At 69.7% G+C, this 12,700-nt stretch carries 14 protein-coding genes, 1 pseudogene and 1 riboswitch; of the genes and pseudogenes, 4 read left to right on the top strand and 11 right to left on the bottom strand.

Annotated elements, in window-relative coordinates; all coding sequences use genetic code 11:
* Window positions 1-387: 387 nt before the first annotated feature.
* Window positions 388-1,398, bottom strand: coding sequence for an aldo/keto reductase (locus tag ABZ906_RS21260; RefSeq protein ID WP_361384713.1), 1,011 nt, complete (start codon window positions 1,396-1,398; stop codon window positions 388-390).
* 88 nt (window positions 1,399-1,486) lie between these two features.
* Window positions 1,487-1,909, bottom strand: a complete 423-nt coding sequence (locus ABZ906_RS21255; protein ID WP_361384710.1) for a DUF1622 domain-containing protein — start codon at window positions 1,907-1,909, stop codon at window positions 1,487-1,489.
* A 184-nt stretch (window positions 1,910-2,093) separates the two neighbouring features.
* Here ABZ906_RS21255 and ABZ906_RS21250 point away from each other — a divergent pair, with 184 nt between their 5' ends.
* Complete coding sequence (locus ABZ906_RS21250; protein ID WP_361384707.1) at window positions 2,094-2,765, top strand: hypothetical protein; 672 nt, start codon at window positions 2,094-2,096, stop codon at window positions 2,763-2,765.
* Window positions 2,766-2,833: 68 nt separating this feature from the next.
* On the opposite strand, the gene ABZ906_RS21245 is transcribed toward ABZ906_RS21250, so the two are convergent.
* Entirely contained in the window at window positions 2,834-3,646 is an 813-nt protein-coding gene (locus ABZ906_RS21245) for a polysaccharide deacetylase family protein (RefSeq protein ID WP_361384704.1), read from the bottom strand.
* A gap of 329 nt (window positions 3,647-3,975) precedes the next feature.
* On the opposite strand from ABZ906_RS21245, the gene ABZ906_RS21240 reads away from it, so the two are divergent.
* Window positions 3,976-4,866, top strand: coding sequence for a glycoside hydrolase family 19 protein (locus ABZ906_RS21240; RefSeq protein WP_361191747.1), 891 nt, complete (start codon window positions 3,976-3,978; stop codon window positions 4,864-4,866).
* Window positions 4,867-5,066: 200 nt separating this feature from the next.
* Here the strand turns inward: ABZ906_RS21240 and ABZ906_RS21235 are convergent, their stop codons facing one another.
* From ABZ906_RS21235 to ABZ906_RS21200, 8 genes and pseudogenes are all read right to left on the bottom strand, one after another.
* Complete coding sequence (locus ABZ906_RS21235; protein WP_361384701.1) at window positions 5,067-5,792, bottom strand: dienelactone hydrolase family protein; 726 nt, start codon at window positions 5,790-5,792, stop codon at window positions 5,067-5,069.
* 238 nt (window positions 5,793-6,030) lie between these two features.
* Window positions 6,031-6,324 carry a DUF1330 domain-containing protein gene (locus tag ABZ906_RS21230; protein WP_361384698.1) on the bottom strand — a complete coding sequence of 98 codons (294 nt, stop codon included), beginning with the start codon at window positions 6,322-6,324 and terminating at the stop codon, window positions 6,031-6,033.
* A 32-nt stretch (window positions 6,325-6,356) separates the two neighbouring features.
* Window positions 6,357-7,790: an MFS transporter gene (locus ABZ906_RS21225; RefSeq protein ID WP_361384695.1), complete on the bottom strand. Its 1,434-nt coding sequence runs from the start codon at window positions 7,788-7,790 to the stop codon at window positions 6,357-6,359.
* Window positions 7,787-8,149, bottom strand: coding sequence for a MarR family transcriptional regulator (locus ABZ906_RS21220; protein ID WP_361192026.1), 363 nt, complete (start codon window positions 8,147-8,149; stop codon window positions 7,787-7,789). The genes ABZ906_RS21225 and ABZ906_RS21220 overlap by 4 nt, the downstream gene beginning before the upstream one ends.
* Window positions 8,150-8,460: 311 nt before the next feature.
* A pseudogene (locus tag ABZ906_RS21215) lies at window positions 8,461-8,781 on the bottom strand (N-acetyltransferase family protein); the annotation flags it as partial.
* A gap of 73 nt (window positions 8,782-8,854) precedes the next feature.
* Window positions 8,855-9,277, bottom strand: coding sequence for an arsenate reductase ArsC (locus tag ABZ906_RS21210; RefSeq protein ID WP_361384692.1), 423 nt, complete (start codon window positions 9,275-9,277; stop codon window positions 8,855-8,857).
* Entirely contained in the window at window positions 9,270-10,367 is a 1,098-nt protein-coding gene (gene arsB / locus ABZ906_RS21205) for an ACR3 family arsenite efflux transporter (RefSeq protein ID WP_361384689.1), read from the bottom strand. Before arsB ends, ABZ906_RS21210 begins: the two co-directional genes overlap by 8 nt.
* The gene (locus ABZ906_RS21200) at window positions 10,364-10,771 is read right to left on the bottom strand and encodes a metalloregulator ArsR/SmtB family transcription factor (protein WP_361384686.1); all 408 of its coding nucleotides are present in this window, start codon (window positions 10,769-10,771) and stop codon (window positions 10,364-10,366) included. The genes arsB and ABZ906_RS21200 overlap by 4 nt, the downstream gene beginning before the upstream one ends.
* Before the next feature lie 79 nt (window positions 10,772-10,850).
* Between ABZ906_RS21200 and ABZ906_RS21195 the strand changes: the two genes are divergently transcribed.
* Window positions 10,851-11,324: an ArsI/CadI family heavy metal resistance metalloenzyme gene (locus ABZ906_RS21195; protein ID WP_361384683.1), complete on the top strand. Its 474-nt coding sequence runs from the start codon at window positions 10,851-10,853 to the stop codon at window positions 11,322-11,324.
* A gap of 352 nt (window positions 11,325-11,676) precedes the next feature.
* Window positions 11,677-11,802: riboswitch (TPP riboswitch) on the top strand.
* A complete protein-coding gene (gene thiM, locus ABZ906_RS21190) occupies window positions 11,796-12,629 on the top strand; it encodes a hydroxyethylthiazole kinase (RefSeq protein ID WP_361384680.1) in 834 nt (277 codons plus the stop codon). Its footprint overlaps the riboswitch before it by 7 nt.
* Window positions 12,630-12,700: the final 71 nt, after the last annotated feature.

Genomic DNA, 12,700 nt, shown 5'->3' with positions numbered 1-12,700 from the left:
CCGCCGGGAACTGCACGGGTAACGCTTCACCGCACCGGTGTGATCACAGCGACTGGATACTTCGAGGGCGACGAAATCGCGGCACTACAGGAATTCCTTCCGGGCCGGACCGTCACCCACACACGTGACCAACTCACCGTCTGGCCCACCGCAGTCCGCTCGGAGCACTAGTGATGCGGCGTCTCGTAGCCTTCTCCGGGGCGCGCAGCCCCGGCGCGGATCGGCCTGTGCGCCGCGGTCACCACGCCCGCGCCCGATGCGGTGCAATCGATCATTCCCCGGACCGAACAACACAGAAGTCCCGCGAGCGTCAACTCACATGCTTATACCACTTGTTAAGGCCGGGGCCACGGACTCGTCGAAGGCCAGGCCCGGCGGCAGCCCGGACTACCGAGAGCCCGCCACAGGCTGCCGCTTGTAGAAGGACTCCTCCAGGTAGGCGGCCTCGTGCGGCTGGTAGGGCTCCTCCAAGTAGGCGGCCTCCTCGTCGTCGAGTTCGACGTCCACCGCGGCAAGCGCGTCGGCCAGCTGGGCCGGCTTGGTGACCCCGACGATGGGCGAGGTCACCGCCGGGTTGCGCATGACCCAGGCCAGGGCGACCTGAGCCGGGGACAGACCCCGCTTGCCCGCGATCTCGTGGACGCGCTCGGCCACTGCCTGGTCCTCGTCGCGGTACAGGATCGTGCCGCCCGGGTCGGTCCCGGCACGCGCGGTGGCGGTGTCCCGGACCCGCGTCAGCCTGCCCCGCGCCAACGGGCTCCACGGGATCACGCCGATGCCCTGGTCGGCGCAGAGCGGAAGCATCTCCCGCTCCGCTTCCCGGTGGATGAGGTTGTAGTGGTCCTGCATCGACACGAACCGGGTCCAGCCGTTCAGGTCAGCCAAATACAGGGCCTTGGCGAACTGCCAGGCATACATGGAAGAGGCTCCGATGTAGCGGACCTTCCCTGATTTGACCGCGTCGTGCAGCGCCTCGAGGGTCTCCTCGATCGGGGTGTCGTAGTCCCAGCGGTGAATCTGGTATAGGTCGATGTAGTCGGTCCCCAGTCGCTTCAGGGAGGCGTCGAGCTCGGCGAAGATCGCCTTGCGGGACAGCCCGGCGCCGTTCGGGCCAGGGCGCATCCGCATCCAGACCTTGGTGGCAAGAACGACCTCCTCGCGCCGGGTGAAGTCCTTGACCGCCTGGCCGACGATCTCTTCGCTGCTTCCGGCGCTGTATCCGTTGGCCGTGTCGAGGAAGTTGACGCCGCTTTCGAGGGCCTGCTTGATGATGTCCCGGCTGGCGTCCGCCCCCAGCGACCAGGGCTCGCCGCCCCGGTCCGGCTCGCCGAAGCTCATGCAGCCGAGGGTGATGGCGGAGACTTCCAGTCCGGTCATTCCGAGTTTGACGTATCGCATGCGTCCGAACGTAGAAGGTGGAGTGCGCTCTAGCGCAATACGCTTCGAACTGCTCCGGGGACTCCCGCTGACGGGCACGTCCTGACGTCTACGACGCGCGATGCGGCGGGGAGTCCGCACCGGCAGACGGGGCCGCCGTCCCGCCTTTCTCGATCTCGGCCCGCTCCTGGGCGATCTCCCGTCCGAGGAAGTAGTTCAGCGCGGTGCGGACGGCGGCGATGGCTGCCATCTGGCCGATCTCGGCGAAACTCGGCGCGACCGCCGTGCGCAGCACGTCACCGGCGAGCTGGAACTCCAGGCCCAGAACGAGGAACTGCCCCAGCCCCAGCCTGATCCGGGTGAACTCCGCGACCTTCCCGCGACCGCGCGCCCCCGCCCGGACGAACTGCACGAACGCCCGCACGGTCCCGGCGAAGATGATCAGCGCGCCCGTGGCCTCGACCACCTTGACCAGCAGGCCGATCACATCGTGCAGGGCCGACTGGGACAGCACTTCCGCTAACGGGCTCATACAGGCGCCACTCCCCCGGACGCAGCCGACGACGCCCCTTCGTACCACGGCCATACCGGTGCGGCGGAGCATGGTTTCGGAAAGGCGTGAAGCCGCCTGCTCTGCTCGTACCGCCGTCCGCGACTGGACCATGTAGGGGGATGCCGGGCGACGAGTGCTGGGTGCCATGAGGTAGACCAGTCCCATGACTCCTGATGACCCGTCTAGCGACGAAGGGAAGCCGGTACCCCTGGCCCCCTATCGACTCGTCTGGCTGGCCCTGTGGGCCGAAGCCACCCCTCAGGAAGAGGCGGAACTTACTGAACACCTTCGCACCGCACTCGCGCCTCACGGCACGGTGGTCGTGCATGCTCGCGGGCCGTTCCACCGCACCCCGGAGATGTTGCACTTCGAGATCGACCTCACGCCAGACGGATCCGCGCCCGACTGCATGCACGCTCTCGGCTTCACCCGGAACAACGACGCGACCTGGAACGACGAGTGGGAACGGCCGGTCAATGGCGGGGTGTTCCTGCACCCCGCGGTCTACGGCGCCCTGGCCGGCGAGATGGAAGCGGCTGCCGCTCCCCGTTTCGAAACGGGGGACGTCGTACTCGTCCGTGACTCCGCCGAGACCCGTCGGCTCGGTCTGGCTGGCGCGGAGGTGACTGTCGGCCCCCCGGAGTACGAATACGACACTGATCCCGCCCGGCGAACGTGGCACTACTCCGTACTCGTCGAGGGCCAGGAGGAGTCAGAGAACGTCGACGAAGCGGACATGGAGCCGACCGGGCGGCATGTGCAGGTCTACGGTGAGCGCACAAGCGTCAGCACCGACGGTGTTGTGATGTCACCGTCCGGCGAGGCCGACGGGTAGCAGCCCCCGGGGCAGGGACCACGATCGAAGTGATGCGCAGGAGATTGGTGCCGGTGGTGTCCCGTGGGTCAGAGGGTGAGCAGGGTCCGCAGGTCGATGACTCGGTAGCCGCGGGCGGTGAGCGCCTTGAGGATCCGGGGCAGGGCCCGGGCATCGATCACCTCGGTGCGGCCCTGTGACGCCCCGAGGTGCATCTGCAGGATCGCTCCCGGACGCAGGGCAGCCAGTGCCCTGTCCACTGCGCGGTCCACCGTCATGCCGCCCTCGGTCCCCTTCCATCCGTTGGTGTCGGCGGTGAACTCGATGTCCGCATAGCCGAGGGCGTTGATCCGCCTGATATGAGCGGGACTAGTCTCGCTGTAGGGGAAGCGGAAGAACGGCGTCACCGCACGGCCTGCTGCCCCGGCCGCACGAAGGGCACGGTCCGCCGCCACCACTTCCTGCTGTCGTCCGGCCTCGGCCAGGGCCTTGAAGTGGGGGTGGCTGAAGGAGTGGTTGCCCAGTCCGTGTCCGGCTGCCGCAATCCTTTTCACCACGGAGGGGTTCCTGTGGGCGAATTCGCCCGTCAGGAAGAACGTAGCCGGTGCGCGACGGCGGGCGAGCTCGCCAAGGATGTCGTCCAGGCCGGCGTCGTTCCAGGCCGCGTTGAACGTCACGGCGACTACCCGTTCTTGCGTACGGATCACCCTGTTCTCCGAACCGAACAGCGCCCGCAGTCCCTGGCCGTCGGCGCTCGCCGCAGGATGCACCGCGACGGCCTCGGTCCGCTGGGCCATGGGCTCCTGCGCGAGAGCCCACAGCAGGACGGCGCACACGGGACCTGCCCAAAGCAGGCGCCGGGCGAGAGAGCGGCGGTACGTGATCACGGAGCGGGAGGGCATGCTTTGACCTTCGGCCGGTCGGGCTCCGCCCTTGAGCCTGTGCCGTTCCGCCCATGACGGCCCCGTGGCAAGTCGACCGCGGACGCCGTCCCGGACGGACGCTGCCGCACCGAGCGCCGCGTGCCGGTTTGGGGCGCGACAGCGGTTTCCCCGTGCGCCGTGGTGCGCCGTGATGTGTTCCCTGCAGGCGGCGGCGCGCGGCGAATTCAAGTCAGCCGTACACCAAAATTGGTCCAGACCTTGACAGGTCCAGACCATTTCGCTTGAGTCACCGACACCCCCATGGCAGCGGGGAGCCCGCCTCCGGCCCGCCCGATAGGAGATGCCGCGTGATCAAACGTCTCATCAGTTTCGCAGCAGCGATAGGTACGCTCTGCGCGATGATCGTCCTTGGCCCGGCCGCCGCCACGGCGTCCGCCGCCGCATGCGCGACCCCCTGGAACTCCTCCTCCGTCTACACGGGCGGCAACACCGCCTCGTACAACGGGCACAACTGGACCGCCAAGTGGTGGACCCAGAACGAAACGCCGGGCCGCGCCGACGTCTGGGCGGACGCGGGCACCTGCGGCGGTGGCACCGACCCGGGCAACCCCAACCCGTCGGGATTCGTGGTCAGCGAGGCGCAGTTCAACCAGATGTTCCCGGGCCGGAACTCGTTCTACACCTACAAGGGCCTGACCGACGCACTCAAGGCGTACCCGGCCTTCGCCAACACCGGCAGCGACACCATCAAGCGCCAGGAGGCAGCGGCGTTCCTCGCCAACGTCCACCACGAGACCGGCGGTCTGGTCCACATCGTCGAGCAGAACCAGGCCAACTACCCGCACTACTGCGACGCCAACCAGCCCTACGGCTGCCCCGCGGGACAGGCCGCGTACTATGGCCGCGGTCCCATCCAGCTCAGCTGGAACTTCAACTACAAGGCGGCGGGCGACGCACTCGGCATCGACCTCCTGCGCAACCCCTACCTGGTGGAGCGCGACCCGGCGGTCGCCTGGAAGACCGGTCTTTGGTACTGGAACACGCAGTCGGGTCCGGGCACCATGACGCCGCACAACGCCATGGTCAACAGTCGCGGTTTCGGTGAGACCATCCGCGCCATCAACGGCAGCCTGGAATGCAACGGCGGCAACCCCGGTCAGGTCCAGAGCCGGGTCGACCGCTACAAGCAGTTCACCCAGATCCTCGGCACCACGCCGGGCTCCAACCTGAGCTGTTGACCTTCTTCCCCGCGCGCGACGGCCGGGCGGCCCTGATCCCGTATCAGGTCCGCCCGGCCGTCGCGCGTCGCGCCCCGCCCCGCCCTGCCCCGGTGGCAGCAACCGGAACGGAGCACCGGATGCAGGATGAGCCACCCGTCACCTGAGTCGCTGGCCTTCCTCAGCACAATCGAAGGGTGCCCGAGTTCGGACCGGCCAGATCACGCCGTCACGCGCAGGCACTCGGAGAGCAGGTCGACGACGTCGTGCCACGCTCGCTGCGCATGGCGTGGGTGGTATCCGACGCCGGGGAGCACGGTGTGGCCGACCGTCGGGTGGTGGAAGGCGTGCAAGGCGCCGCCGTAGACCACAAGGCGCCAGTCGACGCCCGCGGCCTGCATCTCGGCCGTGAATGCCTCCCGTTGCGCGGGCGCCATGATCGGGTCTTCCGACCCGACCCCGGCCCACACCGGGCAGCGGATGCGCGCCGCCTCGTCCGGTCGGCCGGTGATCAGCCCGTTGACGGTCCCGATCGCGCGCAAGTCGACGCCGTCACGCCCGAGTTCCAGCGCGATCGCGCCGCCGGTGCCGTAGCCGACGGCGGCGATCCGGTCAGGGTCGGTGCGGGGTTCGGCGCGCAGCACATCGAGCGCCGCGTGGCCGATGCCCCGCATCCGGTCGGGGTCGTCGAGCAGCGGCAGGCAACGGGCCAGCATTTCCTCGGGGTCGCCCAGATAACGTCCGCCGTGGAGGTCGAAGGCCAGCGCGACGTAGCCCAGTTCGGCAAGGGCGTCGGCCCGGTGGCGCTCGACGTCGCTGAGCCCCGTGCCCTCTGGTCCAAGAAGCACCGCGGGCCGACGGCCGGTACCGGCCGGGAGTGCAAGGTGTCCGATCATCGTCAGTCCGTCGGCCGGGTACTCGACCGTGCGCGTGGTAATCGTCGTCATGGGACTGGACGGTAGTGATCGTCGGGCACGGTCGGGCCGGAGTCTGCCGTTGGCAGAACAGCACGGACGGACCTCGACCTCGACCGCTGACAGACGATCAAGACGGAAGACAGCCGCCCACGACCAGCACGAGCACCCACGAACCCCGCCACGCCACGCCACGCCAGTAGCCGTACCAGTAGCCGTACCAGCGGAGATCAAGGTGGTGGATCTTCGGTGACGGCCCGACCGGCCTTGGTCAGTCGAGGCCTTCGACGATACGGAAGTCGCGCTCGACGCCGTCGGAGAGGGCGGCCAGCGCCTCCTGGTAGGCCGCACTCTCGCGCGCCGCGACGGCCTGTTCGAAGCTGTCGAACTCGACCAGGACGGTGCGCTCGGCGATTCCGGCGTCATACGCGACGACCCGACCGCCACGGACGATGGTCCGGCCGCCCCCGGCCTTGACGGCAGGAGCGGCCAGCTTGTTGTAGACAGCCACCTTTTCGGGGTCGGAGATGGTGCGGTAGACGCTGACCCAGTAGCCCTTGGGCATGGAACCTCCAGTGTTGGGATGAGTGGATCGATTTAACGGTTGGTCTCGGACGGGCGTCGGCGGGCGAGCGCGAGGCTTGTCAGCGTCGTGATCGCCATGGCGCCGATGCCGACCAGCGCCGCGGTGGTGTAGGCACGGTCGTCGGGGAAGAGGCGGCCGGGGCCGGTGCCCGCGGCCAAGATCAGGCCGCCGATGGCGCTACCCAGGGAGTAACCGACGCTGCGGACAACGTAGTTGAAGCTCATGGCGCTCGACGTCTCGCTCTTGGGCGTGACGGCCAGGATGACGCCGGGCATCGCGGCCGAGAAGCCGCCGACGCCGAAGCCCAGCACGCCCATCGCCACGAACAGTTCGGCCAGATCCGACCGGGCAGCCGCGAACAGGGCAAACCCGCCGCCGACCACGACGGCGCTGCCGGCCAGGAGCAGGGGATCAGCGATCCGCGTCCGTACCCGCGGCGTGAGCTTGCCGGCGACGAACCCAAGCACCGAGAACGGGACGAGGACAAGCCCGGCGACGAAGGTCGTCAGACCGAAGCCGTAGCCGGCGCCGTGCGGCGTCTGCGCGTACCGGGTGACGAGTGTGAGCAGGAGGTACATGCCGATCCCGCCGACGAACATGGCGAGGTTCGCCCCGGCGACCGCCGGGTGCCGCATCGCCCGCACATCGACCAGGGGCGTCGCGCTGCGCAGTTCGATGACGGCCCAGACGCCGAGCAGCAGCACCGCGACGACGGCGAGGCCCGCCGCCACGGCGAGGTGCCGGCTCCACAGGTTCCGTTCGCCGGCGAGGAACAGCACCAGGAGCAGCGCAGCGGCCAGGACGACCGCGCCTGCCACGTCCACGCGGGCCAAGCGGCCTTCGGGGGCTTGGGGCATCAAGCGCCACGCGATCAGCAGGGCGGCGGCGGTGGCGACCAAACCGAGGGCGTAGGCGGCCCGTACCCCGCCGAGTTCGGCGAGCAGTGCGGCCAGCGGGTAGCCGACGCCGGCCCCGATGATCGAGACCACCGAGACCAGGGCGATCACGGCCGCGCTGCGCTCCTCGGGGAGGTGGTCCCGGGCCACGCCCATCATCAGCGCCGTCAGGCCGAGCCCGACGCCCTGGGCCGCCCGGCCGGCCAGCAGCCACGCGAACGGCAGCGGCAGCACGGTGAGCGCGCTGCCGGCGACGACGACCGCCAGCGTGACGAGGATCGTGGCACGGCGGTGCGGGCCTGCACCGAGCCGGCCCAGGACCGGCGTGGCGATGGCGCCGCTGAGCAGCGCGACGGTCAGTGTCCACTGCGCGCTGTCGAGCGAGACGTGGAACGTGGTCGCCACGCTGGTGATGAGTGGCGTCCCGAGGCTGGCGACCGCGGCCACGACCAGAGCGATGAACATCAGGGCGGGGACCAGCAGCCGCGGCTCGGAACGCGCCACCGGTAACTCGTTCACCTCGGCTCCGCCTACCGGCTGTCCGGTCACTGCTTCGGCCCTTCGCGGTCCTGGCTTTCGAGTTCTGCCAGATGCTTCAGCGCGGGGAGGGCAGCCGTCAGCGCCTCGACCTCGTCGCCGGTGAGCTCGCCGATCAACTGCTCGAACGCGTCGACGCCCGCCTGGTGCCGCGTCCGGACATAGGAGGCGCCGGCCTCGGTCAGGCACACCAGCGTGACCCGTTTGTCGGACGCATCGCCGCGCCGCTCGACCAGGCCGGACTCCTCCATCACCCGGACCAGGGTGGTCATCGCGGGCTGGGTGACGCCCTCGACCGCGGCCAGGTCGGTGATGCGCCGCGGGCCGGTCCGATCCAGGGTGGCCAGCGTGGCGGCGGACGTCAGGCTCATGTCCCTGGGCAGGCGTCGCGCGGCTCTGGTGGCCAGACCGTAGAGGGCTGCCCCGATGGCGGCGGACGCGTCGGGAGCGGTGTTTTGACGACTCATTCGAGAAGCATAGCCTTTTTATATTCACAGCTTATGTAAATGGCGGACTGGCGCGGGCGGCACCGCCTGCTGCGGACCCTCGGCCATCGCGAGGCCGACGACAACTTCAGCTCCACCCCGGACGCCGAAAACGACAGACGTGCGTGGGTCTCGGCTCCGGCGGCGGCATCGACGTACTGCTTTCCGCTCGCCGCGTCGGCCAGGCACCTGCCGGGTCAGAGCGCGGGGCTTCGTCGTTCGATCATGACGACGTCTCTCCAGGTTCCGTGATGCTGGCCGATGCGTTCGCGGGTGCCTGTCTCGCGGAAGCAGAGCTTGCGGTGGAGGGCGAGGCTGGCGGTGTTCTCGGGGAAAATGCCGGGTTGGATCGTCCAGATGCCCGCCGTCTCCGTCGAGGTGATGGGAGCCGCGAGCAGGGCGGCGGCGATGCCCCGGCCACGGGCGTTGGGGTGGACGTACACGGAGTGCTCGACCACCCCGGCATACGTACACCGGTCGGAGACCGCGGATGCGGCGGTCCAGCCGAGCACGGCGCCGTCGCACCCGGGACGTTCGCATCGAACCGCTGCGGCCCGATCATGCCGACGACGTCCTAACGGTCTATGCCGGTCATGCGCGGGCCGTCGGTGCGATGTCGTCGATCAGGGCGCGGATGCGTTGTTCGATCTCGTCGCGGATGGGGCGGACGGCGTCGACGCCTTGGCCTGCCGGGTCGGGCAGTTGCCAGTCGAGGTAGCGCTTGCCCGGGAAGACGGGGCAGGTGTCGCCGCAGCCCATGGTGATCACGACGTCGGAGGCCTGGACGGCTTCCACGGTGAGGACCTTGGGCACCTGGGCGGAGATGTCGATGCCGACCTCGCCGAGGGCCTCGACCACGGCCGGGTTGACCGTGTCGGCCGGGGCGGATCCGGCGGACCGGACCCGGACGCGATTCCCGGCGAGGTGGGTGAGGAAGGCGGCCGCCATCTGTGAGCGCCCGGCGTTGTGGACGCAGACGAACAGCACCGACGGTTGCTGAGGGGTGTCAGGCATGGGTGGGCTCTTCCTGCGGTGCGGCGGCGGTTGGGGCGGTGAAGTAGCGGCGCGCGTACAAGGCCACGTAGACCAGGCCGATCAGGACGGGCACTTCGATGAGCGGGCCGACGACGCCGGCCAGGGCCTGCCCCGAGGAGGCGCCGAAGGTGGCGATGGCCACGGCGATGGCCAGCTCGAAGTTGTTACCCGCGGCGGTGAAGGCGAGCGTGGTGGTACGCGGGTAGTCGAGGCCGACGGCCTTGCCCAGCGCCATGGATCCGGCCCACATGAGAGCGAAGTAGACCAGCAGCGGCAGCGCGATGCGGACCACGTCCAGCGGCTGACTGGTGATGGCGTCGCCCTGGAGGGCGAAGAGGATGACGATGGTGAACAGCAGCCCGTACAGGGCGAACGGGCCGATGCGCGGGAGCAGTTTCGCCTCGTACCAGGCGCGGCCCCTGGTCTTCTCGCCGATGCGGCGGGTCAGGTATCCGGCCGCGAGCGGGATGCCGAGGAAGATCAGGACGCTGCGGGCGATCTCCCAGACGGGTACGTCGAGTCCGGTCTGTTCCAGGCCGAGCCAGCCGGGCAGCACCTGGAGGTAGAACCAGCCGAGCGCGGAGAACGCGATCACCTGGAACACCGAGTTGAGCGCGACGAGGACGGCAGCCGCTTCCCGGTGTCCGCAGGCGAGGTCGTTCCAGATGATGACCATGGCGATGCAGCGGGCCAGGCCGACGATGATCAGGCCGGTGCGGTACTCGGGCAGGTCCGGCAGGAACAGCCAGGCCAGGGCGAACATCAGGGCCGGGCCGATGATCCAGTTCAGCAGCAGCGAAGGCAGCAGCAGACGCCGGTCCCGGGTCACGGTGTCGAGCCGGTCGTAACGGACCTTGGCGAGCACCGGATACATCATCACGAGCAGGCCCAGCGCGATCGGCAGGGACACCCCGCTTACCGTCACGGCGGCCAGCGCGTCTCCCAGCCCCGGGACCAGGCGGCCCAGGCCGAGGCCGGCGGCCATCGCGGCGAGGATCCACACGGCCAGATAGCGGTCCAGGAACGACAGCCGCCCTGCCACGCCCTGTTCAGGTGCGGCAGCGCTCACGAGGCAGTACCGGCCGTCTCGCCGCGGTCGGGCAGCGGCGTGCCGGCGGGGCGGGTCAGGATGCCCGCGAGGCGGTCGGTCATCTCCGGCAGCAGCCAGTAGTAGACCCATGTGCCGCGCCGCTCGCAGTCGATCAGACCGGCCTGCCGCAGCAGCTTGAGGTGATGCGAGATGGTCGGCTGCGACAGGTCGAAGGCCGGGGTCAGGTCGCACACGCAGACCTCTCCGCCCGCCTGCGAAGCGATCATCGACAGCAGCCGCAGGCGCACCGGATCGCCGAGCGCCTTGAAGACTTTCGCCAGGTCGGCCGCCTGTTCCTCGTCCAGCGGGGTGGTCAGCAGCCCCGGGCAGCACGCGTCGGCCCCACTGGTCTGCCCCAACACCACAAGCTCTTGATTCGACATTCTTCTATGTTGACACCCTTCGATCCAGGGCGCAATGTTGCATCGACAGACATCGATACAAGCGAATGGGAGTGCCGCCATGTCCCGTGCTCAGCTCGCCCTGCGCGTCAGCGACCTCGAAGCGTCGATCACCTTCTACGCGAAGCTGTTCGGCACCGAACCGGCCAAGCGGCGTGAGGGATACGCCAACTTCGCCCTCACCGAGCCCCCGCTCAAGCTCGTCCTCATCGAGGGCGAGCCGGGGCAGGACACCCGCCTTGACCACCTCGGCGTCGAGGTCGAGTCCACCGCCCAGGTCACCGCGGCCACCGACCGCCTCAAGGACGCGGGACTGGCGACCTTCGAGGAGAACGACACCTCCTGCTGCTACGCCCTCCAGGACAAGGTCTGGGTCCACGGCCCCGGCCAGGAGCCCTGGGAGGTCTACGTGGTCAAGGCCGACGCCGACACCCTCGGCAAGAGCGCCCGGGCCGGCGCGAGCGGTGACACATGCTGCGCCAGCGAGCTCTCCGGGCAAGTTCCGGCCGCGACCAACTGCGCCTGCGGCGGCTAGCCCAGCGCACCGACTCTGCGGTGTCTCGCGGGGCACCGCGCAGCCATTCACCCCGACCATCCGTCAACAGCCCTGCGTCGAAACGGACTTCGTCCGGCAGGACCTCGAACTCGCCCCTCGCGGCTCGCACGCGCCACGCGTTCACGATCATGCACTACGCATGTGGCCAGTGACCGTCTGCGCACACGGCAGCGCGTGGAAAGGCGGCGCGCACTGTCGCAGCCGCGGAGGGCTGGGCGCCCGGCGGAGATCGCGCGCCTGAACGCGGAGTCCGGGCCCGGGCGCGTCGGGACGTGAGGACCCGAGTGCGCCCCAAGTGCGCACTCCCGTCCCCCAGGGATGTACATTGCGTGGTGACCACCGCGGGAGCTCGGGAGTAGCCGGGCTGAGAGGGCGGACGGGACTTGCTCCCCTTGCCGCCGACCGCATGAACCTGGACCGGGTAATGCCGGCGTAGGAAGGGTGCTGACGATGGACGCTGCCTCCATACCTGCCCATAACGGCCCTGCTGTTTCCCGTGCTGCCGTGGCGGACGTGATCGCGTCTGTGCGGAGCTCCGCGCCCCTTGTGCACTGCCTGACCAACGTCGTGGTGTCGCAGTTCACCGCGAACGTGCTGCTCGCGGCGGGGGCCGCCCCCGCGATGGTGCACAGCGCGCAGGAGGCCGGAGCACTGGCCCGGGTGGCCGGGGGCGTCCTGGTCAACCTGGGTACGGTCACGTCCGTGACGGCCGAGGCGATGCGCGTCGCGGTCAAGGAAGCGGCCGGGGCCGGACGCCCGTGGGTGCTCGACCCGGTGGCGGTCGGTCCGCTGCCCTGCCGCACCGACCTCGCGCGCGAACTCCTGGAGAGCGCACCTCCGGCGGTCATTCGCGGCAATGCTTCCGAGATCCTGGCGCTGGACAGCGGCGGCACGGGCGGGCGCGGCGTGGACAGTACGGATGCCCCCGAGGCGGCGCTGGACGCGGCCATCGCGCTGGGCCGGCGCTACGGCTGCGCGGTCGCCGTGAGCGGCCCGGAGGACGTCCTGACCGACGGGACGCGCGTGGTGCGTGTGGCCAACGGGCACCCGCTGCTGCAACGGGTGACAGGAACCGGCTGCTCACTGGGCGCCCTGGTGGCTGCCTGCACGGCCGTCACCGGCGACGCGCTGCTGGCCGCCACTGCCGCGTCGGGTCTGCTCGCCGTGGCCGCGGAGATCGCCGCCACTGGCTCGGCGGGACCCGGCACGTTCGCGGTCGCGCTGATCGATGCGCTGTACGAGCTCAGCCCGGACCGGCTCGCCCGGGATCTCAACCTGCGCTGAGCGCAGGGGTGTTGAGCGGTTCTACGGTGAGCGGCCGGCCCGGACGCCACCTGCTGAACAGCCTCCGCCCG

Origin of the sequence: Streptomyces sp. NPDC046925 (assembly GCF_040644915.1) — a bacterium.
In the GTDB taxonomy this organism is placed as follows: Bacteria; Actinomycetota; Actinomycetes; order Streptomycetales; family Streptomycetaceae; genus Streptomyces.
The sequence above is the reverse complement of the archived record's forward strand: the minus strand, read 5'-3'. Positions and strand labels throughout refer to the sequence as shown.

Excerpts from the sequence above, each read along its gene's own strand:
- ABZ906_RS21260 (WP_361384713.1), bottom strand. The coding sequence starts at position 1,398 with ATGCGATACGTCAAACTCGGAATGACCGGACTGGAAGTCTCCGCCATC.
- ABZ906_RS21255 (WP_361384710.1), bottom strand. The coding sequence starts at position 1,909 with ATGAGCCCGTTAGCGGAAGTGCTGTCCCAGTCGGCCCTGCACGATGTG.
- ABZ906_RS21250 (WP_361384707.1), top strand. The coding sequence starts at position 2,094 with ATGACTCCTGATGACCCGTCTAGCGACGAAGGGAAGCCGGTACCCCTG.
- ABZ906_RS21245 (WP_361384704.1), bottom strand. The coding sequence starts at position 3,646 with ATGCCCTCCCGCTCCGTGATCACGTACCGCCGCTCTCTCGCCCGGCGC.
- ABZ906_RS21235 (WP_361384701.1), bottom strand. The coding sequence starts at position 5,792 with ATGACGACGATTACCACGCGCACGGTCGAGTACCCGGCCGACGGACTG.
- ABZ906_RS21230 (WP_361384698.1), bottom strand. The coding sequence starts at position 6,324 with ATGCCCAAGGGCTACTGGGTCAGCGTCTACCGCACCATCTCCGACCCC.
- ABZ906_RS21220 (WP_361192026.1), bottom strand. The coding sequence starts at position 8,149 with ATGAGCCTGACGTCCGCCGCCACGCTGGCCACCCTGGATCGGACCGGC.
- ABZ906_RS21210 (WP_361384692.1), bottom strand. The coding sequence starts at position 9,277 with ATGCCTGACACCCCTCAGCAACCGTCGGTGCTGTTCGTCTGCGTCCAC.
- ABZ906_RS21200 (WP_361384686.1), bottom strand. The coding sequence starts at position 10,771 with ATGTCGAATCAAGAGCTTGTGGTGTTGGGGCAGACCAGTGGGGCCGAC.
- ABZ906_RS21195 (WP_361384683.1), top strand. The coding sequence starts at position 10,851 with ATGTCCCGTGCTCAGCTCGCCCTGCGCGTCAGCGACCTCGAAGCGTCG.
- thiM (WP_361384680.1), top strand. The coding sequence starts at position 11,796 with ATGGACGCTGCCTCCATACCTGCCCATAACGGCCCTGCTGTTTCCCGT.